The sequence below is a fragment of the Methyloversatilis thermotolerans genome, assembly GCF_000372885.1.
GTDB classification, from domain to species: Bacteria; Pseudomonadota; Gammaproteobacteria; order Burkholderiales; family Rhodocyclaceae; genus Methyloversatilis; species Methyloversatilis thermotolerans.
On record NZ_KB889967.1, the window covers coordinates 348,904 to 371,251 of the forward strand.

The 22,348-nt window shown below is 61.0% G+C and carries 16 protein-coding genes; 12 read left to right on the forward strand and 4 right to left on the reverse strand.

The window, feature by feature from the left end; translation table 11 throughout:
- Nucleotides 1–133 precede the first annotated feature (133 nt).
- From A3Q7_RS20190 to A3Q7_RS19165, 6 genes are all read left to right on the forward strand, one after another.
- Nucleotides 134–799 carry a PEP-CTERM sorting domain-containing protein gene (locus tag A3Q7_RS20190; protein WP_018410072.1) on the forward strand — a complete coding sequence of 222 codons (666 nt, stop codon included), beginning with the start codon at nucleotides 134–136 and terminating at the stop codon, nucleotides 797–799.
- A 191-nt stretch (nucleotides 800–990) separates the two neighbouring features.
- Nucleotides 991–1,872 carry a PEP-CTERM sorting domain-containing protein gene (locus A3Q7_RS20875; RefSeq protein ID WP_018410073.1) on the forward strand — a complete coding sequence of 294 codons (882 nt, stop codon included), beginning with the start codon at nucleotides 991–993 and terminating at the stop codon, nucleotides 1,870–1,872.
- A gap of 111 nt (nucleotides 1,873–1,983) precedes the next feature.
- A complete protein-coding gene (locus tag A3Q7_RS0101470) occupies nucleotides 1,984–2,844 on the forward strand; it encodes an ABC transporter ATP-binding protein (RefSeq protein WP_018410074.1) in 861 nt (286 codons plus the stop codon).
- Nucleotides 2,845–2,846: 2 nt separating this feature from the next.
- Nucleotides 2,847–6,431: an ABC transporter permease/M1 family aminopeptidase gene (locus A3Q7_RS19160; protein ID WP_018410075.1), complete on the forward strand. Its 3,585-nt coding sequence runs from the start codon at nucleotides 2,847–2,849 to the stop codon at nucleotides 6,429–6,431.
- A 156-nt stretch (nucleotides 6,432–6,587) separates the two neighbouring features.
- Nucleotides 6,588–7,310: a PEP-CTERM sorting domain-containing protein gene (locus A3Q7_RS0101480; protein ID WP_018410076.1), complete on the forward strand. Its 723-nt coding sequence runs from the start codon at nucleotides 6,588–6,590 to the stop codon at nucleotides 7,308–7,310.
- A gap of 73 nt (nucleotides 7,311–7,383) precedes the next feature.
- A complete protein-coding gene (locus A3Q7_RS19165; RefSeq protein ID WP_018410077.1) occupies nucleotides 7,384–8,094 on the forward strand; it encodes a 4'-phosphopantetheinyl transferase family protein in 711 nt (236 codons plus the stop codon).
- A 1-nt stretch (nucleotide 8,095) separates the two neighbouring features.
- On the opposite strand, the gene asd is transcribed toward A3Q7_RS19165, so the two are convergent.
- Nucleotides 8,096–8,965: an archaetidylserine decarboxylase gene (gene asd, locus A3Q7_RS0101490; RefSeq protein WP_018410078.1), complete on the reverse strand. Its 870-nt coding sequence runs from the start codon at nucleotides 8,963–8,965 to the stop codon at nucleotides 8,096–8,098.
- Nucleotides 8,966–9,017: 52 nt separating this feature from the next.
- Between asd and A3Q7_RS0101495 the strand changes: the two genes are divergently transcribed.
- Nucleotides 9,018–10,667 carry an aminotransferase class III-fold pyridoxal phosphate-dependent enzyme gene (locus A3Q7_RS0101495; RefSeq protein ID WP_018410079.1) on the forward strand — a complete coding sequence of 550 codons (1,650 nt, stop codon included), beginning with the start codon at nucleotides 9,018–9,020 and terminating at the stop codon, nucleotides 10,665–10,667.
- Nucleotides 10,668–10,707: 40 nt separating this feature from the next.
- Here A3Q7_RS0101495 and A3Q7_RS0101500 read toward each other — a convergent pair whose 3' ends face one another.
- Entirely contained in the window at nucleotides 10,708–11,310 is a 603-nt protein-coding gene (locus tag A3Q7_RS0101500) for a hypothetical protein (RefSeq protein WP_018410080.1), read from the reverse strand.
- 194 nt (nucleotides 11,311–11,504) lie between these two features.
- On the opposite strand from A3Q7_RS0101500, the gene A3Q7_RS0101505 reads away from it, so the two are divergent.
- A complete protein-coding gene (locus A3Q7_RS0101505) occupies nucleotides 11,505–12,743 on the forward strand; it encodes a glycosyltransferase family 4 protein (RefSeq protein ID WP_018410081.1) in 1,239 nt (412 codons plus the stop codon).
- Nucleotides 12,744–12,855: 112 nt separating this feature from the next.
- On the opposite strand, the gene A3Q7_RS19170 is transcribed toward A3Q7_RS0101505, so the two are convergent.
- Nucleotides 12,856–13,728, reverse strand: coding sequence for a UDP-2,3-diacylglucosamine diphosphatase (locus tag A3Q7_RS19170; protein ID WP_018410082.1), 873 nt, complete (start codon nucleotides 13,726–13,728; stop codon nucleotides 12,856–12,858).
- Between the two features lie 324 nt (nucleotides 13,729–14,052).
- Between A3Q7_RS19170 and A3Q7_RS21025 the strand changes: the two genes are divergently transcribed.
- On the forward strand, nucleotides 14,053–15,066 hold the full coding sequence (locus A3Q7_RS21025) for a PEP-CTERM sorting domain-containing protein (RefSeq protein ID WP_018410084.1): 1,014 nt from the start codon (nucleotides 14,053–14,055) through the stop codon (nucleotides 15,064–15,066).
- Nucleotides 15,067–15,255: 189 nt separating this feature from the next.
- Here A3Q7_RS21025 and A3Q7_RS19175 read toward each other — a convergent pair whose 3' ends face one another.
- A complete protein-coding gene (locus A3Q7_RS19175; protein ID WP_018410085.1) occupies nucleotides 15,256–15,600 on the reverse strand; it encodes a thioesterase II family protein in 345 nt (114 codons plus the stop codon).
- 224 nt (nucleotides 15,601–15,824) lie between these two features.
- Between A3Q7_RS19175 and A3Q7_RS20390 the strand changes: the two genes are divergently transcribed.
- From A3Q7_RS20390 to A3Q7_RS20395, 3 genes are all read left to right on the forward strand, one after another.
- On the forward strand, nucleotides 15,825–18,692 hold the full coding sequence (locus A3Q7_RS20390) for an FG-GAP-like repeat-containing protein (protein ID WP_198289148.1): 2,868 nt from the start codon (nucleotides 15,825–15,827) through the stop codon (nucleotides 18,690–18,692).
- 285 nt (nucleotides 18,693–18,977) lie between these two features.
- On the forward strand, nucleotides 18,978–19,658 hold the full coding sequence (locus tag A3Q7_RS20720; protein ID WP_198289149.1) for a hypothetical protein: 681 nt from the start codon (nucleotides 18,978–18,980) through the stop codon (nucleotides 19,656–19,658).
- Nucleotides 19,659–22,328, forward strand: coding sequence for a transglutaminase-like domain-containing protein (locus A3Q7_RS20395; protein WP_077231291.1), 2,670 nt, complete (start codon nucleotides 19,659–19,661; stop codon nucleotides 22,326–22,328).
- The last annotated feature ends 20 nt before the right edge of the window (nucleotides 22,329–22,348 follow it).

Below are 22,348 nucleotides of genomic sequence, written 5' to 3' on the forward strand. Positions count from 1 at the left end.
GCCTGCTGCAACCGCGTGTATCAACTTGCTAAATTAGGTTGCTAACAAACAAACTAATACGTATTGTTCTCATTACGGAAGCCAGTCGAGTCACGCCCGCCACCGTCCATTCCATCAACCTGGAGCAGAACCCATGAATTTCAAGAAGATCGCCTTGGCCGGTGCCATCGCTGCGATGTCGGCAGGCGCAAACGCGAGCTCGCTCGTTTTCAACTTCTCCGGAGAAGTGAACAGCATCTCCATCCCCGAGGCCTATGCTGATCTGTACAACATCTGGTACGAAGACGACGACTTCAACGATTTCTATGGCACCATCATCGTCGATAACTATGAGAACTATCTGACCGGCACGCATGTGCTGAGCATCGCGTCGTCGAACAGCGACCTCAAGCTGAGCCTGGTGAGCGGCCTGCTGACCGGCATCGAAGGAACGCGTGATCGCACGACGGGCACCTTCACGCCGGATGACTCTCAAGTCGGTACCTCGGGCTCGCTGACCATTGTGGATGGCCGCGTCACCAGCTTCGTGTGGAATGCCACCGGTGTGGACAGTGCCGCACTGACTGCTTTCAACACCCGTACCCTGGGCTCCTTCCCGGTCAAGATCTATTCGATCGACATTTCTCTGACTGGTTCGGGCCCGAATGTGGCTTTGGACGATGGTGGTGTGTTCTCCCAGAACGTCCGTGCGACCGGCGCGGTTGTCATGGTTCCGGAACCCGAAACCTACGCGATGATGCTGGGCGGTCTGGGCATGATCGGTCTGGCGGCTCACCGTCGCATGAAGGCGGCTGCCTGAATCCAGGCTATCCAGGCCATCCGAAGAAGCGCATCCCTCGGGATGCGCTTTTTTTTTGCAGGAAGTGCTCTCCGTGACGTGTAAGAAAAATTCTTGCATACCGTTAGCAAATGAGTACAATTCTCATTACGGGAGCGAGTTGAGGTCAGCCAGCCACCGAAAGACAAACTGATTACATGGAGTCCTCAAGAATGAACCTGAAGAAGCTTGCCATCGCCGCCGTTCTGGCCGCGACCACCCTGGGCGCTCATGCCAGCACGCTGGTGATGGAATTCGGTGGTGCCACCAGCTACAACTTCGATGATACCCACTCGGCGTCCTACAAGTCCGATCTCGAAGGCATCGTGGCGTCTGAAACGAAATACTCCACCTTCGAAGGCTGGCTGGTCATCAACAACTACGAGAACTATCTGACCGGCACCCATGTTCTGAGCTTCGGCAACAATGAAGCCAGTTCGACCGTGTCTTTCGCTCTGTTCAGCGGCCTGGTGAATGGCGTTGAAGGCGTCAATGCCAATACCACCAAGCCCAACCCCAACTATGTCGAAGGGGTGGAGAACTGCACGACTCGTGGCGGTTGCGATTTCGACGGCGACGGCGTGATCGAAACCCCGCGCAACAACAACCCCCTGACCGTGCGCGATGGCTACAGCGTGCTGCCCAGCTCCACGACATGGGGCAGTGGCACTGTCACGCTGGTCGATGGCAAGGTGTTCAGCATCGAGTACGAAACCATCGCCACCGCCGGTTCGCTGGTCGAGTACAACGGCGCGGGCTGGGCACCGTCGTCCACCAATGCCGCGGATACCATCAACAACGCCGTGCTCGGCCGCAGCGGCTGGGATACCCGCGTCGAAAGCATCGAAATGCTGGTGGACAGCACCAGCAGCGCCCGTCTGGTATCGGGCGATGCAGCCCTTGGCACTGCCGTATATGTCGCCAATGGCATCAACGGTCAGGCCGTCGTCAATATGACGATGGCCGTGCCGGAGCCGGAAACCTATGCGATGCTGCTGTCGGGCCTCGGCCTGATCGGTGCGGTGGCGCGCCGTCGCATGAAGGCTGCTGCCTGATCTGATTCCAGATTGAGGTAAGGAAGGGGCGGTGCATCCAGGCTGCACCGCCCTTTTTTGGTTGCATGCAAGAGTACCTTCGACGAGGGCCCAGTTGCCGGGAGCATTGCCATGCTTGAAGTGCGCCATCTGAACAAGCGTTACGCGAACGGGGTGAAGGCGCTCGATGACATCGATGTCCGGCTCGCGCCCGGTGTGTTCGGCCTGTTGGGCCCGAATGGTGCGGGCAAGTCGTCGTTGATGCGCACGCTCGCGACGCTGCAACTGCCTGACAGCGGCTCCATACGGCTGGACGGGGTCGACGTGCTTGCGCATCCCGATGAGGCGCGCAAGCGCATCGGCTATCTGCCGCAGGAATTCGGCCTCTATCCCCATGTGTCCGCACAGGCCATGCTCGAACAGTTCGCGCTCTACAAGGGCGTGGGGCCCGCGCGCGCGCGTCGCGATCTGGCCCATCACCTGTTGCAGCAGGTGAATCTGTATGACGCGCGCGAACGGCATCTGGGCGGCTTCTCCGGGGGAATGAGACAGCGCCTCGGCATCGCGCAAGCCTTGATCGGTGATCCGGCTCTGCTCATCATCGACGAACCGACCGCCGGTCTCGATCCCGGCGAGCGCATGCGACTGCAGAACCTGCTGGCCGAACTGGCGGGCGAGCGCGTGGTGTTGCTGTCCACGCATATCGTCGAGGACGTGCAGGCGCTCGCGACCGAGGTCGGCGTCATGCGCGCGGGGCGTCTCGTCCGCCGCGGCAGGCCGGCCGATCTGCTCGGCGAGCTCAGGGGACGGGTGTGGTCGGGTCGGCAGAACGCAGGCGACCCGCTCGATCCAGACCGGCATGTGATCAGCCGGCGCGTGCTCGGTGGCGTCCAGCATGTCCGCGTGCTGGCCGATGCCTGTCCCGGACCGGGCTTCCACGCTGCGGATGCGGATCTGGATGATGTGTTCTTCACAGCGATCGGTACGCACTGATCATGTGCGCGGCCGCCTCATACGGTGACATCCGGGCACTGCTGCGCTTCGAGTTCGGCTATCACTTCCGCCGTCCTGTGTTCTGGGTGGTACTTGGCATCTTTGCCTTGCTGGGCTTCGCGGATGCGTATTCGAACGGCAGTCGCGGCAACGCCTTCTTCTTCATCAACAGCCCGTCCCAGATCTTCCAGACCACGATCTGGTACGGCCTGTTCTCGGTTCTTGCGGCCACCGCATTCGTCGCCGAAAGTTGCGTACGCGATGCGCGCGTCGGTATCGAGTCGCTGATACTGGCAACGCCGGTCAGCAAGTTCCGCTATTTCGGTCTGCGTTTCCTGGCAGCCTTCCTTGTCGGCCTGCTCGCCTTCTCCGGCTATCTGCCGGGCATGATTGCGGGCAGTCTGATGCCGGGTCTCAGCCCCTACGCCATCGGCCCGTTCAGGGCCGATGCCTACGTGGCCAGCTATCTGCTGATCACGCTGCCCAATCTGTGCGTCGTGTCCGCCTTCGCCTTCGCGCTCGCGGCGCCCTCGCGCAGCATGGTCGTCGCCTATGCCGGCGCCATCGTTCTGGTCATGATCTATATCGCGGCCATGCTTCTTGTGGGCGTGGAACAGCTCGACTACGACATGCTGGATCTGTGGTCGCTCGCCGATCCTTTCGCCTACTTCGCGCTGGAAAGCCAGACGCTGGCGTGGACGGTCCACCAGCACAACACGCTGATGCCGGAGCTCTCCGGCCGCCTGCTTGCCAATCGTGCGCTGTGGCTGACCCTTGCGGCTGGCGCATGGCTGTTCACCTACCGTCGCTTCGACATGCGCCCGGAGCGGCGTGACGGCAAGCCTGCGCGAACTCCCGCGCAGCCACCGGCCGGCGGCGCCCTCGCGTCACGCGCACCGCCACCGGCCGGTCGTGCATCCACGTGGTCGCTACTGTGGTCCGCGACCTGCTTCGAAACGTCCATGGTGCTGCGCAGCCGCGTGTTCCTGATGCTGACGGCCTGCGGTCTGGTCAGCCTGTTCTTCGCGGCGGCAGGCAGTCGTTCGTTCGAACACTCGGATCCCAGTACCGACATCCTGATCCATACGGCCAGCATGTATTTCGACTACGTGCTGTTCGCCATCATCGTCGTCTACGCGGCCGAGCTCATGTGGCGCGACCGCGATGTCGGCATCGCTTCCGTGCTGCAGGCCACGCCGGCGCCGTCCTGGCTGTTCGTGCTGTCTCGGCTGGGCGCCTTGTTCGCGGTGATCACGCTCAATCTGCTCATGTGCATGGCGGTACTGGCCGTGTACCAGGTCACGCAGGGCTATTACCGTTTCGAGCCCGGACTGTCGGCCTTCATGCTGTTCGCGGTGAATGGTCCCTACTTCTATTTCATTGCCGTGCTCGCGGTCTTCCTGCACGTCGCCGTGCGGCACAAGTACGCCGCGATCGCTTTGCTGCTGCTGATTGCGCTGTTGCAGATCCCGCTGGACGCGATGGGGCTGCATCACAAGATCCTTCATTTCGGCGAGAGCGGCGACATCGGCTACTCGCCGATGAATGGCTTCGGCGGACTGCTGAACGGGTACTTCTGGTATGTCGCCTACTGGGCGGCAGTCTGCGGCGTGCTGGTCGTGCTGGCCTGCCTGCTCTGGCCGCGCGGCGCGGTGAGGCCACGAGTATGGCGCGACGCCAGCCGCCGTTCGCGCCTGCTGCTGGCTGGCGGTGCGCTGGCAATCTGCGCGGCGGGGGGCTGGATCGTCTACAACACTGCGGTGCTGAATCCATTCGAACCGCCGGGCAAGGACCTCACGGGGGCACAGTTCGAGCGGCTGTTCAAACGATACGAGCACCTGCCCATGCCGGTCGTGGTGGATACCCGGGTGGCGGTCGACATGCATCCGTCGCAGCAGCGCTTCGTGGCGCACGGACGGTATGTACTGGAGAACCGCAGCGGACGCCCGCTGACCGAAGTGCACGTGGCGACCTACATGAACCTCAGGCTGACCCGCCTCGATCTCGAGGGGGCTCGTCTGATCGAGGCGCATCCGCAATGGGGTTACTACATCTACCGGCTGGCGACGCCACTGCCGCCGGGGGCGCGTACCGAAATGACTTTCGTGACGCGCAGCGACGCGCCGCGCGGTTTCCGCAACCAGTCGGACAGTGACGATCTGCCGCTGTTCGCGGCCAATGATGTGGTGGGGAATGGCAGCGCACTGTATTCCCCCTTCATCCTGCCCGTCATCGGCTACACCCGCCTGGTCGAACACCAGGAGGCGTGGAAGCGCGCAAAGCTGGGCTTGCCGCCGCTGCAAGCGGCTCAGGGAGGCGCACCTGGCGGGCCGCAGCGGCCGCATTTCGTCAGCCATGTCGTCTGGGGAGCGGCCGACGTGACGGTCAGTACCGATGCCGATCAGACGCCGGTCGCTTCCGGTCACGAACTGAAGCGCTGGCAGCAGGGTGGCCGCAACTATCTGCGCGTGCGCAGCGAGGGGCCGCACGCCGGCGTGTTCACGCTGTATTCGGCGCGTTACCGGCAGCAGGTGCTGGAGGACGCCGCGCTGCCGGTCGAGCTGTTCCACCATCCCGCCCACGCCGGTAACGCGGCCTTCATGGGGCAGCAACTGGCCGGACTGGCGGACTTCTATCGCAAGCGTTTCGGTGCCGCGCCTTTCGATCGTCTGCGGCTGGTGGAATTCGCCTACTACCCCGGCATGGTGTTCTGGGACAGCGGAACGCTCGGGCTGCCCGAGGCGCTGGCGTGGAAGGCCCGTCGCGACGCCGCGGGCGAGGACGCCATCGTCGGCTGGCTGGGCTATCTGCTCGGGCACGCCTGGTGGGAAGGCCGCATCATCGCCGCCGAGGCGCCGGGCAGTCTCGTCATCCGCGAGTCGCTGAGCGCCTATGCCACCAATCTGTACCGGCGTGAAATGCATGGGCGTGAGCGCTTCCTGCAGATCAAGCAAGGCCAGATGCGCGATTTCTTCCGTGCGCTGGGGCGCGTCGACTTCGCCGAACCGGCGCTTGCCGATGTGGGCAACGAGGTGCTCATCGCGCGCTACAAGGGACAGATGATGCTCGAACTGATCGAGGCGCAGATCGGACAGCCTGCCTTGCTGGCGGCGATCCGGCAGTTCCTCGACACACACTCGGGGGCGGACCGGCCCTATGCCACGCTCGCCGGACTGCGCGATGCGATTCTGGCCCACAGTCCCGACGCCTTGCGTCCGCGCATCCACGCGCTGTTCCACGACGTGGTGAGCTATCGCCACGAGGTGGTGAGCGCCACGCTTTCACCGGGACAGGCCGGCGCCTACCGGCTGGCACTGCAGGTGCGCACCCGGCGTCTGGTCGCCCAGGGCCTGGGGCGGCAGATCGACAGTGCGATGGATTTTCCGCTGCCGGTCGACATCCGCGACGAAAGCGGCCGGACGCTACTGCGCACGACCGTGGCGCCGGGTCAGCACGCGCTCGACATCGCCGTGACAGGCAGACCGCACAGCGTGGTGCTGGATCCGGACGCGGTCTTTCCGTCCGCCGATCGCTCCGGACTGGCGCGCCGTGTCATGCCCGCGACAGCGGTTCGCGCCGGTCTGTGAACGAATGTGTCCGCGCGCCGCTTTCCGCCGTGGATCGAAGCGGTAGCACCAAACACTCATCAAAATAATGAGTATGATTCGCGTTAATGATCATCGGGTGTGAAGCCAGCCGAGCGCGCCAGCCGCAAACATCCAATTCCATCCAACGGGGGCCTCATGAAACTCGCTTCATCCATCGCCGTGCTGGCATTCGGCGCACTCACCACGCACACCGCCCAGGCGGGCACCTTCAACCTCAGCCTGTCGGCGGACGAAGGCAGCCGCTTCTATGACTACTTCTCCGATGTCTATGGCGAACTGGGCAAGGACTGGGGCATCATCGAAAACGAAGACAGCGAGGATTACGGCCTGATGGCCGATGGTTCGTTCCTGATCGGAACGAGTGAGGTTGTGGGGAGCGGCGCGATCTATTTCCCGAATCTCGGCAATTTCCTGAATGTCGGTACCATCACCTATGATGACGCGACTGGCGTGATCACCGGCGTGTCCATGCCCGACAACGCATTCTCGCGCTACATCGCGGACAACGACGGTCATGCCGCCAATACGTTCGGCGCCTATCGCACCATTGAATCGACGTCTTTCTCCGGATCGGTGACACTGGCGGGCGGAGCAGTGACGGGTATCGATCTGGTGTTGCCGATCAGCTTCCGCTACGGCAGCTACTCTTACGACGGTTCTTTCGTGATCGATGGCGACAGCTTCGAGCTCTTCGTCGATGATTCGAATCAGGTGGGGCCTTACACCTTCCGCTATGCGTGGGACGTGACCGGTTCGGTGCAGAACCTGGCACCGGTTCCGGAACCCGAAAGCTATGCGCTGATGCTGGCCGGTCTCGGTCTGCTCGCTGGCGTGGCGCGTCGCGCGAAGCGCGCCTGAGTTCCGCCGCGCTGACGCGCGAGGGCACACCGGTCATCCGGTGTGCCCTTTTCTCTTGCCGAGGTATCCCTCGATGGCGCCGGCCAGCGATCAGATCCTGCTGTGCATAGACAGCCCGTCGGCGCCGACCGCGCAGGCGCTTGCGCTGCTGTCGGCCGACGAGCGCGCGCGCGCCGCGCGCTTCCATTTCGATGCCGATCGTCACCGCTTCCAGAGCGCCCGCATCCTGCTGCGCCGCCTGTTGAGCCGGCATGGCGGCTCACAGCGTGCACCGCAGGACTGGCGCTTCGTCGTCGGCGAATGGGGCCGTCCGCGTCTGACGGTCGAGCAGGGGGGCGACCGCCTTCACTTCAACGTGTCGCATGCGCGCTCGGCCATCGCCTGCGTGCTGTCCGGCAATCCACTGTGCGGTGTCGATGTCGAGGATCGCGTGCCGGATGACTTCGCGTCGCTGGCGGACGACTTCTTCGCGCCGGCCGAATCGGCCTGGCTGCGCGGCGCCGATTCGGTGCTCACGCGCGCACAGCGCTTCCTCATGCTGTGGACCCTGAAGGAATCCTGGGTCAAGGCGCGCGGCACCGGTCTGGCGACCGGGCTGCAGCGCTTTTGCATTCTGCCGGGCGAGGACGGCCGCCTTGCGCTGAAGACCGATGCCGAGCTTGAGGCCGATCCCTCGGCCTGGCACTTCCATCACGCCATCCGTGCCGATGGCACCCATCTGGCGATCGCCCTGCGTCAGCCGGGCGGTTTCTCGATCACCCGCATCGAGCCGGGCGCGCTGTGATTCAGCGGGCGTCCTTGGGCATGCGCATCAAGGGCTGGCCCATGCGCAGCCGCGCGCCGGGTGTGATGCCGTCGGCCAGCGCATAGCCGGGCGGCGCGAACACGATGATGGTGGACCCGTGCTCGAACCAGCCCAGTTCCTCCCCCTTCGTCATCGCCACATTGCACGGGATTTCGTTCGGTCCGCGATAGCGCAGGTGCAGGCGCACGTCCAGCGCGTGCAGACGTATGCTGGCGACCAGGATGGCGGCCACCGGTACCAGCGCGAGCCGGTCGCCATTGGGGCGACGCAGTCTGAGTACGGCGCGTTCGTTGCGGCAGTACAGTCTCTCTACCCGCTTGAGCGCGACCGGATTGACGTTCCAGGTGTCGCCGCTGAGATAGGTCACATGTTCCAGCCGGGCGTCGCACGGTGCGTGGAAGCGGTGATACATGCTGGAAGTGAGCCGCAGCGTCACGTAAGTCCCGTTGCGCCACGGCGCGGCCGCCTCGTCCGAGCCGAACAGGTCCTGCAAGCGGTAAGGCATGCCCTTGGCCTGCAGCGCGTCCAGGCCTTCCAGCGTGCCGCAGGCACCGACGATGGCGTCGCTCGGACTGGTCAGTAACGACGCATCGGGATGCACCGGTCGCGACCCCGGCTTCAGCTCGCGCGTGAAGCATTCATGCAGGCTGCGGAACGCGCTGTTTTTCGCGTCGCTCAGGTCCAGGTCACTGAACAGCCGCCAGATTGCAATCGACAGCCGGGTCAGCCACGGGCTTTCGATGCGGCTGTACCAGCCCATGAAGCGGGTCAGCGCCAGCCGCGGCACGCGGTTGGTGAGCAGGAAATTCAGGTCTTCCTGCTGCAGAAGTCGATCGCGCGTTGCGCGCATTTGATTCGAAACCTTCACGAGACTGTCAACTCCGGACGTTAATACTGCGGTCATGGACGAAACCTTGACCCTCACCACACTCGCGGTGGCCGCTCTGGCCGTCACCGCACCCCTCGCCAAACGGCGCCTTGAACTTTCGCGTGCCAAGCACCCGTCGCTCACCGGCCATTCCCGCATGGCCAAGCGCGTCGCGTCGCTGATTCCCGGCTACGCCTATGACGAAGAGCGCTTCTTCGCCAGCGACGGCGCGCCCGATGAAATCCAGCAACTGCGCCGCAAGGGACTGGCCCAACTGGCCGAGGCCTACACGCAGCGCTACGCGAAATCGCTGGCGCTGACCGATGCCGCGCGCGAAGGCATTTCCGACCTGCAGTTCACCGGACGCTATCGCGTGCCCTTCCAGTTCGGTCCGGTGCTGCGCGATCACCTCAAGGTCGGCGCCTTCGTGCAGTCGGCTGAAGGCGTGACCGTGACCGACCTCGACGGCAACCGTTTCATCGACCTGACCGGTTCGTACGGTGTGAACGTATTCGGTGTCGATTTCTACCGATCGTGCATGGATGAAGGGGCCGATCGCGTGCGGGCGCTGGGCCCGGTGCTCGGCGCGCTGCATCCCTGTGTGGCCGACAACGTGGTCCGGCTGAAGGCGCTGTCCGGCATGGACGAGGTGTCCTTCCACATGTCGGGCACCGAAGCGGTCATGCAGGCGGTGCGGCTGGCGCGCTACCACACGCGCAAGCGCCACCTGGTGCGCTTCTGCGGCGCCTATCACGGCTGGTGGGAGGATGTTCAGCCCGGCCCCGGCAATCCGCTGCCGCCGCGCGAAACCTATACCCTGCGCGAGATGGACGAGCGCACGCTGCATGTGTTGCGCACCCGGCGCGACATTGCCTGCGTGCTGGTGAATCCGCTGCAGGCGCTGCATCCCAACCAGGCTGCGCCCGGCGATTCGACCCTGGTCGACAGCGCGCGTCGCGCCGCCTACGACCGCGCCGCCTATACCCGCTGGCTGCAGCAGTTGCGCGAGGTATGCACCACGCGCGGCATCGTGCTCATATTCGACGAGGTGTTCCTCGGCTTCCGGCTGGCGGCCGGCGGCGCGCAGGAATACTTCGGCGTGCGTGCCGATATGGTGACCTACGGCAAGACGCTGGGTGGCGGGCTGCCGGTCGGCGTGGTGTGCGGCCGCGCGCATCTTATGCGGCGCTTCCGCGAAGAGCGTCCGGTGGATATCTGTTTCGCGCGCGGCACCTTCAATTCGCACCCCTATGTGATGGGCGCGATGCAGGTGTTCCTCGAACGGCTCGAAAGCCCGCAGGTGAGGGCGATGTATGACGGTCTGGACGAACGCTGGAACACGCGCGCGGCGCAGTTCAATGCGCGCATGCGGCAGGAAGGTCTGCCGGTGCAGGCAGCCAATATGTCCAGCGTATGGACGCTGTTCTACACGCAGCCGTCGCGCTACAACTGGATGCTGCAGTTCTATCTGAGACTGCATGGACTGGCTCTGAGCTGGGTCGGTACCGGCCGCTTCATCTTCAGCCTGAATTTCAGCGATGCCGACTTCGCGGACATGACCGAAAGATTCGTGGCGGCGGCGCGGGCGATGCAGGCGGACGGCTGGTGGTGGGCGGCGCCGGGTCAGACGGACAAGGCCATCCGCCGCGGCATTCTTCGGGAAATGCTGGCCCATCGTCGCTGAAGCGGACGACCCGCGCGGCGCGCCGCGCGGGTGTCCGCGCTCAGCGCTTGTCCGGTGCCGGGTCCATCAGTTCGCCCTGCAGCAGGTGCAGCGGCGCCCGCCAGTACAACTTGGCGTCGTGGAAGGGGTCGGTCAGTATCTTGGTCGCCCACACGATGCCGGTCATCACATCGCGCACGAAGAAGAGCTGCACGGTGCGGAACAGCAGGCCGGCCACGCCGAGCGCGAACCACAGCATGCCCACGTCGTGGATGTACTCGTTCAGCGTGGTGTGCGGCACGATGAGCCCGAACAGAGAGGGCGACAGCCACAGCAGCACCGGCGATGCAGCCCAGATGGTCATCAGCACGACCTTGCGCTGCAGGTTGTAGCCGACCTTGATTTCCTCCTTGTACTCGTGGGTCGCCTGGTTCACATGGTCATAGCCCTTGGGCTCGAAGAAAAAGTGACCGGACTGCCGGCTCACCATGGACACGCACCAGCCGATCAGGCCGGCGATGGCCGGATCGATGAAGACGTACCCATAGGCAACCATGAAGCTCAGTGCGCTGATGAAATGCAGCGACTGGTTGATGCGGCTGTGGTGGTAGTAGCGGTGGTCGTCCCAGCGCTGGGTGTCCAGCGCCTGCAGGAAGGCGTTCATGTCGTCAGGGCTCCTCGTGGAAACGGTGTGCGCACCGCGCGACGCTCCGCGCGGCGTGACGGAATGGTGACCACGCCGTGTGAAGAATTGGTGACCGTCATGTGTGAAGTTCGAGTGAACGCAATGCATGACGTATTCGTGAAACCCGCCGCCGCCGTCATCGAAGCGTCAAACATGCGGCCTAGCATGGCGACATGAAGACCGTGTCCGCTTCCGACCTCGTGGTCGACGACCTCGCTCCGCTGCAGCGATCGCTGCGTGTCGCCATGGTCACCGAAACCTATCCGCCCGAGGTCAATGGCGTGGCCACCACGGTCGCGCGCATGGCCGAAGGACTGCGTGCGCGTCATCACGCCATACAGTTGGTGCGGCTGAGACAGAATCCGGATGACGATGCGGGCCGGGCCGAACGCTACGAGGAAGTGCTGCTGCACGGCATGCAGATTCCGCGCTATCCGCACCTGAAGATGGGCGTGCCGTGCACGCGCGCGCTGGTGGCGTTGTGGACGCGAGCCCGGCCGGATGTCGTGCACATCGCCACCGAGGGGCCGCTCGGCTGGTCGGCGCTGCGCGCCGCGCGCAAGCTCAAGCTGCCGGTGGTGTCCGAGTTCCGGACCAATTTCCACGCCTACAGCCGGCATTACGGGGTGGGCTGGCTGCGCAAGCCCATCGTTGCCTATCTGCGCAAGTTCCATAACCAGACCCTGCGCACCATGGTGCCGACCGAGGCGCTGCGGCGCGAGTTGCAGCGCATGGGCTTCGAGAACCTGGCCGTGGTGGCGCGCGGCGTGGATACCACGCTTTTTTCGCCGTCCTGGCGCAGCGAGGTATTGCGCGCCCGCTGGGGCGCCTCGCCACAGACCTGCGTCATGCTGTGTGTCGGCCGCCTGGCGCCGGAGAAGAATCTGTCGGTGCTGCGCGAAGCCTATCGCGCCGCGCAGGTTTCCGGCCGGCAACTGAAAATGGTGCTGGTGGGCGACGGCCCGGATCGCGCGGCGCTGGAACAAGCGTGGCCGGACGTGCATTTCGCCGGCGTGCAGCGCGGCGAGGAACTGGCGGCCCACTACGCGTCGGCCGATCTGTTCGTGTTTCCCAGCCTGACCGAAACCTTCGGCAATGTGGTGATGGAAGCCATGGCCAGCGGTCTGCCGCTGGTCGCTTTCGACTATGCGGCGGCGGCAGAAATGGTGCATCACGGGCACAACGGTCTGCTCGCGCCGCTGGGCGATGCCGCGCGCTTCGTCAGTCTGGTGTGCGAGGCTTCTGCCGATGCATCGCGCTGCCGCAGCATGGGCGATGCTGCGCGACAGACTGCCATGGCTCAGGACTGGGGCCGCGTGGTGGCCGACCTCGAAGCGGTGCTGCTCGACGCGCTGGCGGAAGGGCAGGCGCAGGTGAAACCGCTCGGGTTCAGCCCCTTCCGCAGCGCCTGAATCGCCTTTCAGCGGCCGCCCGGCATAATCCGCTGCACATTGAGTTGTGTGCCGGTCCGATTCGCTGCCGCATACGCGGCAGAGAGTTCACATCGCGACCCGACCCGCGATCTCACACCGCGACCGCTTCGCCGCCGACCGGGGCCTGCGCGTCTTCATCGCGCACCGGCTCGCGCGCGATGCAGCGCGATCGCTGTTCCGCCCATTCGATGATTTCCAGCCGGCCATCCGCATGTTCCACCAGCGCGGTCAGGCTTTCCACCCAGTCGCCGTCATTGGCGTACAGCACGCCATCGATCATGCGCAGTTCTGCGTGATGGATGTGGCCGCACACCACGCCATCGGCGCCGCGCTTGTGCGCCTCGCGCGCGACCGCGCTTTCGAAGTCGTTCACATAGCTCACCGCGCGCTTCACCTTGAATTTCAGATAGCGCGAGAGGCTCCAGTAGGGCAGGCCCATGCGCGCGCGCAGCGAATTCAGGTGCCGGTTCAGCTTCAGCGTGAATTCATAGGCACGGTCGCCGACATGGGCGAGCCAGCGCGCACACTGGATCACGCCGTCGAACAGGTCGCCATGCACCACCCACAGCTTGCGGCCGTCGGCGGTTTCATGCATCCATTCCGAAGCCACTTCTATGCCGCCGAAGCTGTGTTCGACATAGCGGCGCGCGAATTCGTCGTGGTTGCCCGGTACAAAAATTACGCGTGTGCCCTTGCGCGCCTTGCGCAACAGCTTCTGCACCACATCGTTGTGCGCCTGTGGCCAGTACCACTGGCGACGCAACTGCCAGCCATCGATGATGTCGCCGACCAGGTACAGCGTGTCGCACTCGACATCCTTCAGGAACTGCAGCAAGGCCTCGGCCTGGCATCCGGGGGTCCCCAGGTGCAGGTCGGAAATCCATACCGTGCGCAGCGCGAGCTGCGGGGCAGGGGTGTCGGCGGGTTCTTCGCCGCCGGTGTCCAGTGGGTAATCGCGCTTCATGAGCGCGCATGCTCACGCGCGATCAATACGCCCGCGTGACGTTCAGGCGACGTTTCGATGATGTGTGTGGCCGATGCAACGCGCCGCGGCGCGCGACGAGCGATGCACGGAAAGCATGGGGGCACGGCATCTGCGCGGCCGCCCGCCGCGCATGACGGAACTCGTCATCGTGCGCGGCACATCCGTGCCTGCTGCCGGTGACGACGGCTCCAGGACCGATACGAACCCGCGGTCATCCAGCACATCGTCGCGCGCGGACCGCATGCAACCGTAATCGCGCTAAGTGGCACTCACGGGCTCCTATCAACCGTATGGAGAAACCTCATGAAGAGGAATCCGATCAAGTTCGGGGTGCTCGGTGCCGTTGCCGCGGGATTGGCCCTGTCCACCCAGGTCGCTCGGGCGGACAGCCTGCTGGTGAACTTCACCGCGGCGCTCACCCCGGCATCCTTCGCCGGCCCCGACGCATTGAACCCGTTCGTGCCGGGCAACGCACTGCATGCGTTCGCCCAGTTCCAGCCTGATGTGCTCAAGCTGGATGGCCAGTTCTACATCAGCAACTGGGACGGCTCGGATGGCGTATTCACGACAAATGTCTCTCCCGGCACGCGCTTCTTCCTGCATTCCCCGCTGATCGAAAGGCTGGAGGCGGACACGTGGCGCATCGAGGGCGCATCGGATCACGGCATCGTGGACGGCGCCGGAAACGCGGTCGCGCAACGCGACAAGTTCCTGTTGCCCACCTTCAGCACCTATGGCACTGCCCGCCTCACCATCGTCAATGGTGCGCCGGTGGCGCTGAGCTATGCGCTCGATCTCACGCAGCCCGGCGTTCCCGGCTTCGGCAATGCGCCGAACCCCCAGATCGCCGGCATACCGTTCCAGAGCATTGTGCTCGATTCGGACGGTGCCTCCTTCGGATCGGCGCACCGCTACACCATCGGTGTCGACGACGGCGATGTCGCCTACGGACTGAATACGCGCCTGTCCCTCGGTGCGTATCCCGGCAGCCTGCTCGCATCCACGGTGATGAACACGACGCGTGGCATGCTGCGCGACGAACTCGGGAACAATAGCGACGAGGCGGGGGGCTCCACGCCCAACATCAGCGCCGACGGTCGCCTCAATGGCGGCGCATTTCCGGCCAGCGACGAGCCAGCCGGCAGTGTCTATCTGAACACTCCGTTCGCGGGCGAAAGCGGCACGCTGACCGTGTTCGACGCGAGTGGCGTGACGGTCGCCGTGGCGGTCGTGCCCGAGCCCGATACCCACGCCCTGATGCTGGCCGGCCTCGGCCTGGTCGTCGCGCTGTCCCGCCGCCGCGTCACGCGCGGCTGAGTCCATCCCGCGATGCCGGTCATCGCCGATCCACCTACCCTGCCAGCCAGCCGATAAGGCCAGCCCGCCACGACCCCGCTAGCCAGCCACACCTCCAGCTCGCCAGCCCCCAGCTCGCCAGCCGTAAACGCCAGCCAGCACGGCCCCGAACCGGCCGCGGCGCCCACGTCCTCTTCCCGGTCTTCCCTCTCAGCCGAACAAGCCGCGCGGCCAGCGCGCCGATACGGTCTGCAGCACCTGCATGAAGGCGGGGCGGCGCAGCATGTGGGGTTCGTCCATCACCTGCAGGTCGAAGCGCGCCGAGGTGCAGTCGCGCCAGGCGCTCACTTCCGATTCGCCGAGCAGCGCGTCCTGCCTGCCGTGGAACGCGAGCAGCGGACAGCTCATGCGCCAGCCTGCGGCGCCGGCATAGATTTCACTGATGCGCAGGTCGTTGCGCAGTATGGGCTCGAACAGCGCCATGGCGTCTTCGTTGGCCAGCAGTTCCGGCGGCGTGCCGCCGAGGTCGGCCAGCGCGGCGCGGAAGGTACGCAATCAGATTAACGAAGATCGGGGACTTAGCTCGACGCGCTACGAGCCGACCTTGGTTCCGGGAGAAATTCCCTTTGGCATAGGCGTACATCATCCTTATGGATGATTGATAGTAATTCTCAAATACGATTAAGTTGTATTCCGATTGTGGCGACCGAGGATAGTGCCCGTGCGCAGTGGGCGCGTGCGCGGCGACGTCCTGCTAATCACAGACAAGGATGCATCAGGTGTCTAAACAACCTAGTTCTCGAGCGATCAAGAAGGCGAGCGGTTCTATCCGGCTGACGTTTTTGAAAAAAACCGCCTTGGCATTCGCATTGTGCAGCCTGCATCCATGTTCCTATGGGGGACCCTATGCCGAAGCGGTCGATCGAGCGGCTACATGGCTTGAGCAGCAGCATGACATATCGGACGGTAGCTGGCCGGGCTATTCCCATACGGCGACATTTGTTCAGACATCCGAGGCCGTCTCCGCATTGCAGAAAGTGAACCGCCGTTACGCAGCCTATTACGCTGGGCTCGCATGGATAAAAAACCATGAGGCCGATAACAACGATTCACTCGCCAGGCGGTTGCGACTGCTGTCGATGTCCACTGGGAACGCGGCCGTCGACACCGATAGCCTCAATCAGTCAAGCCAAGCAGTAGCAGCAGGCCAAAGAGGTTGGGGCCTGAGTACCCGTTACACCTCATCGCCGCTGGACACTGCGCTTGCCCTTATCGCCATGCGCGAGGATGCAGACGCCGTGAGCAGCGAAGCGGAGGCAGTGGGTTATCTCAAGGCGTCAAGGCTCGCTGTGGCAAATGACCGAGGGTGGCCTGCCACGTCCCTGGGCCAGGCGTCCGATCCCTTCGTTACCGCGATCGTGATGATGGCCTTGGCAACCGGCGCCGCCAACGATTCAGGCCTGCCGCCGATCCTCAACGAAGCGGCTTCGGTACTTGCGTCAAAGGTAAGCACTTCCTCCCCCTTGCATCTGCGGGCGCTGGCCTATCTGGCGTTAAACGCAACGGGACTTCAGACCCCCACGGCTGTTGCGCTTCTGTCTTCAATTGTCGCCGAACAGCAACCGTCCGGCTCGTTCGCGGCCGACGTGTACGTCACTGCATTGGCCATTCAGGCGATCGCTGCGGCGGAGCAGATGTCCAGTCCCGCCAATTCACTCCAGATCACTATCGCGGATGCCGCGCTTCGAAATGCGCTCAATGCGGCCTTAGGGCGCAATAGTCTGGATCAGATACAACTTGGAGAACTGAAACGGGTTACCAGGCTCGATGCCGAGAATCTTGGCATATCCGACATTTCAGCACTCCAGAGTGCTATCTCCCTGGAATACGTCGATCTTCGCGGAAACTCTATTCCTGTATCACAGCTATCGTATCTCTCAAATGCTAAGACGCTGCTGATAAACACAAGCCTTTACGGGTTCAGCGGCGCGAACGACAGTGACGCGGATGGGGTGAGCGATCAAAACGAAACCGAAGTAGGTACTAATTATCTGAACTCAGCGTCAAAGCCTTTGTTCAAAAGGCAAGCCGGATGGATTCAATTAAATCCCCCCAAGCCCTACATTCAGGGTGAAGGGTGGAACCATGTCATGGAAGATTTCGATGGTGATGGAGACCTGGACGTGGCAATCTACTTTAACGGGTCAAACGAACATTACGTTCCATACGACTGTGATGAACAGTGCTACATCAACTATTTCTACGACGGTCCTGAGTATGGATACCTTGTCTACTTTGAAAATCTTAATGGAGCGTATGCGGAGAGACGGCTCCCCGCAACTGACGAAATCATTTCAGGAGACCTGAGGCGCTTCGTTGTTGCGGATTTTAATAATGATGGAAAAAAAGATATTTTATTGATTATGGATCAAGCGTGGACAGACTCCACCGATCCGGCGATGGTGTCGCCTAAAGCCTATCGAAGAATTGTCTTGTTCTTGAATGAGACGTCTCCAGCCAATGCAACAAGCGCTAATCCGAATGGGGTAAAATTTGTGGATAGAACGGCGGTCATGGGGATTTCGGGTGATTCATGGATGTCTCAAGGCATTGTGTTCGATACGAATTCTGATGGCTATCCGGATATCGTAAGCTCCGGGCGTCTCTATAGATACGATATGGCGACGTCAAAATTCACCAGGCTCACCGGTCATGGGTTGCCATCCTGCCAAAGTGCGGAGGCTGCCGATCTCGATGGCGACGGCGTACTCGATTTCGTGTGCGATACAGGCGGCACCGGTTTTCGTTTTTTCAAGAACAACGGGAATTCCAGCTTCACGGAATGGCCGAATTCGTCATCGGTGTTGCCATTAATAGGGCGCATGTTAGTGCACATGTTACCGGCTGATGTGAACGGAGATGGACGTCAAGATATCGTCCTCTTCCAGACCAGAATAACGTCGGACTGGCAGAGCTTTGATGGGGCGGCCATATCGTTTCTTATCAATAACGGAATCACCTCCGGGGCAATATCTGTCGAACGAATGGACCTGCCGGAGTTACCCCCATCAGGAAATCCGGAGCATGTGTTTTTTTCCGGGTCGGTAGCTGACTTGAACAACGATGGAATGCTGGATTTGATTATTTTTGGAAGGGCTGGTTCCTCGCAAGTACTTCTCGCCAAGGGAAATGGTGAGTATCAAGTGCTCGATCATTTTGCGGGACTCCGTCCCCATGCTGATAAGTCCGAAGAGCGACCGGCAACGCCTTCGGTTGTCGATCTGAATAGTGACGGAAAGGTTGACCTGTTTTCAATGGGGTTCGGCGGATATCCTTATTTGTTCAACACCGGTGCTTTCGGTGCAGGTAATCATGGGATATCTGTGGAACTGGTCGGGAAATTGAACACGTCGGGTTGGTCGAGCGGAAAAGATGCTTTCGGTGCGAGAGTCGAGGTTTCCGTCGGCGGTAAAGTCCAGAGTCAATACGTCGTGCCGAGCATGGGTCGCTCACGACGGCTGCATTTCGGATTGGGACCGAATGCCACTGGTGTGCAGTTACGCATATTCTGGCCCGGAGTTGCTACGCCACAGGTTGTTTCCGGCGATTCGCATGTCGATTCTTTGATGAAGGTGATACAGCCATGAAGCTGACCGTACCGGCGAAGTCTGCCGTGCTTCCGCTCTTGTTGATCCTGAGTTCAGCAGCTGCAGGTGGAACTGCATTGGGCACCGATGACCGATACCTATCAACTCCGGATGAACTGGTTCCATATGCTGAGGAAGTCCGGGTTAGTGAGCCAACTCTTTTTGAGAGATTGCGTCGAACACGCGCGTACAGGGCATCCTTAAGGGTGGCAGCCGATCAAGGTGATGAGGTTCAGGACTCGGGTCGTGAGAATCAGTCACGAGACGATATCGATAGGAAGTGAAATGAAAGATCGGATCAGAAATCACCTTTTCGGTAGCTTGCTCGTTTTGGCTGTTTCAGCCGGTTCGGCCTGCGCGGAAAGCGATGTGGGTGAAGTTCGACCGCGTTGGTCACGTCCATTGTCATTGGGCGTTCTGGCTGAAGTGCGACAAGTGAGTCAGGCGGTCGTCGATGCACACAACGGCGACATCGACGAAGAGGCTATCAGTACCGGGTTCTCTGAGTTGAATCAGCTTATTCGCGATGCAAGAGCTGTAAGAAGCGATCGGCACATTCGAGGCGTGCGGGGCTCCGCTTCCGAAATGGAGCTTGAGAGTGCGCAGCGGGGAGCATCGTCTAGCGTTACAAAGCGGCAGCATGGTGAGCAGTTGAAAGAACGCGCCCACAAATGGGCTGCCGCAGTCAGAAGCAAGGCTGCATTCCTTGAGTCTTCCGTTAGTACGCATTCGGGAGAGGCGACCCGTAGCGTGAGTGAGTCAATGCGTATTCAACGTGCCGAGGTTTTTCGGAGAATTGCGGAAGCGCTTGAGAAATCAACCCTTGAGGACATGCAGACTGAAGAAGTGCCGGACCTTGATGAATTGGAACTCAGTCGATTTGAGTTTCCAAACTACCGATTTCAGGATCCAACGCCAACAATGAGTATCCCGTCGTTCAGAGACGCGTCGTCCGGAGCCGAATAAATGGATCACCTAATTTCGTTCATCAACATGGTTTCCAAGTTCGCGCCGAAGGTGATTGGTCTCCTTAGTCTTTCGGCCTCCATTGTTGCGCAGGCTCAAACCCTCGGCGAAAACCAGGAGGTGTCATTCTCCAGTAGCGTCGCGGTCGAACTGAAGCGCAAGGCGGATTCTCTGCGTGATCCTGTGGCGATTTATGAGTACATGGTGAATAACATGGATCACGTTCCCTACTGGGGTTCGCGATCCGGATCTGTCAACACGTTCATGGGACAACGCGGTAACGATGTCGATCTTGCGTCCGCGATGATCTCGATGTTGCGATCACAAGGGATTCCGGCGCGCTATGCGGTTGGACGGGTGCGTGTCAAAGACGCGGATGTCATGAGCTGGTTGGGCGTTCGCACGCCGGGGGCTGCATACAATGTACTCATGTCTGCGGGGATGCCCGCTGTTATTCGCAATACGACAGGAGCGAATGCGGGGACGTTCGAGTTCGAGCATGTCTGGGTAGAGGCGATGGTTCCGTATGACCTGTATAGAGGCCAGAATCTATCCAGCCAAATCATCGATTGTGGGGCGTCACCAACGCACTGTGCCTGGGTAGGACTGGATCCAAGTTTCAAGACGCGTACGTATAAAAATATCTCTCTCGATCCCTATTCGGTCAGGTGGGATGATAGTGACTATATGAGTTACTACGACAGTCTCAAGAACAACGACTTATACAGAAAGAACAAAAGCCCGCTTTCGATCCTCGAACAGGATGTACTGGCATGGTTGCGACAAAACCCTGCAACACAGAATCTCGGTCTAGAGGATGTGATCGATTCGGGGAAAGTGAATGAAATCTCTTCCGGGCTACTGCCGGCATCCCTTCCTTACACTGTTGTGGGAAATCTCCGTACCTATGACAGCATTGGAGCACATGATCAGGTTACATCGGAAACCAACAAATGGGATCGGAAGATAACGATCAGTGTCATTCCGTGCAATCCGTCAAGCTATTCGGGGGCGGTCACCAGTCACACTTTAAGCCTCAGTGCAATAGCAACGGAGCGGCTGACTATTTCACATGATTCGGGAAGCGGTGGTTCGATAAACATTAATCTCAAGTTAGGTAGAGGCGCTACACCAATTACGCTCAAGACATGGTCGTTTGGTAATGTTGCATGCAGTGAGGGTGCCAAGAGTTTTGGCGTGGGAACTACTTTCTATGTGAAGCTTGAGACTGACAGAGATCCGGTTCTGAATGCGCCCGAGCCAGCAATATACAGCGAGATTGTCGGTGGGCGTTATCTTGTGGCTACCGGGGGAGAAACATCCAACTGGAGTCAGGTGCATCGAGCAGCGGACAGTTTGCTGACCGCTGCTCGAACTTATTCCATTGTCTATTCTACGTCGCGACCATTGCCAGGCAAAACGTGTAACACCACGGACGGAACTGGTTGCATCGTGTTTATAGATACAGGGGCGACAGGCTGGGATGCAAACGATCCGAAGCTGTCGGATAACATCCAGGCGAGTGATGAGCTGATAGGCGGCTTGCTTGAGGTTGCATCGGCACAGTACTACGCGAAGCTCCGGGAGCAATTCGGGCGGGCAGATGGTTTGATGCGGATAAGAACGCCGATTCAGCGGTTCGTTGGATTGGTACGGTCGGATTATGATGTCCAGTATCTTAAGGACGGCACCGCGTTTTCCATACAGCCAAATGGTATGGTCATCGACATGAAGGGGGTAAACACTGGAGCGCCCGTTCGAATAGACAGTCCTTCCGGTGAGTACAGTGATGATCATTTCTACTTTCTTGGTCATATCGCCTCATCACTTGAACACGAGGTCTGGCAGGAGCTCACGGGATTCGATGCGATTTCTACAGTCAGGGGATTCCAGCTGGCAAGAGCGGCGGGCGCTGAATTCAAGAGCTACAGCAAGACCGCAACGGTGAATGATCGGGATCTGTTCCTTTCGGATATGGGGTTTCAGGCGACAGCGCCATCTCCATTCTCGCGTATTGTTCGCACTATTTATTCCACGATACCCACAAGCTGGAGTCATCCCAGCTCTGATTCTCAGTCGGGTTTCGAATTTTTCGTTCGGGCACCCCCTTCGGAGACATCTTCCTCTGCGGCCTACTACTATACGTACAGGAATGATTCTACCAACAGTTTTTTCGCCGATTTGGATTCTTGCGAAAACGGTTTGACGAGTTCGCCACCTACCGGAGCTTGGTTCTCTTATTATTCCGGGCTGGGAATGGTTGTTCCCAATCCAGGGACTTATTGCGGAATTACATTTCCGTCCGCAGGTATCTATGACATTTCATCTGTTCGCTCGGCCCATGCTTCGGGTTACGCGGCTTGGCGCACAAGTGCTGATGGTAAGGCTTATCTTGATCGTTACGATCCAGCCAGAGGATTCGATCACTCCGCTCACGTGTACCGTGGGCTTGTTTCACCCGGCGCGGCGTATTCTACCGGCTTGGTCAGAGGGGTTTCTAGGTCGCTTCATTTCTTTAATACGTCTACCGGTACGATGAATTTAAAAATGACCAGCTTGCCGGTCAACGACCCAAGCTATGTGGCCGAGGTCTATCTCTTGAAGGAGAGTTTCACCGCCGGCCAGAGACGTACGAGCTTGAGTTTTGCGATCAGCGTTCAATCCAAGTAAAAATCGAGAGGTAAAATGAT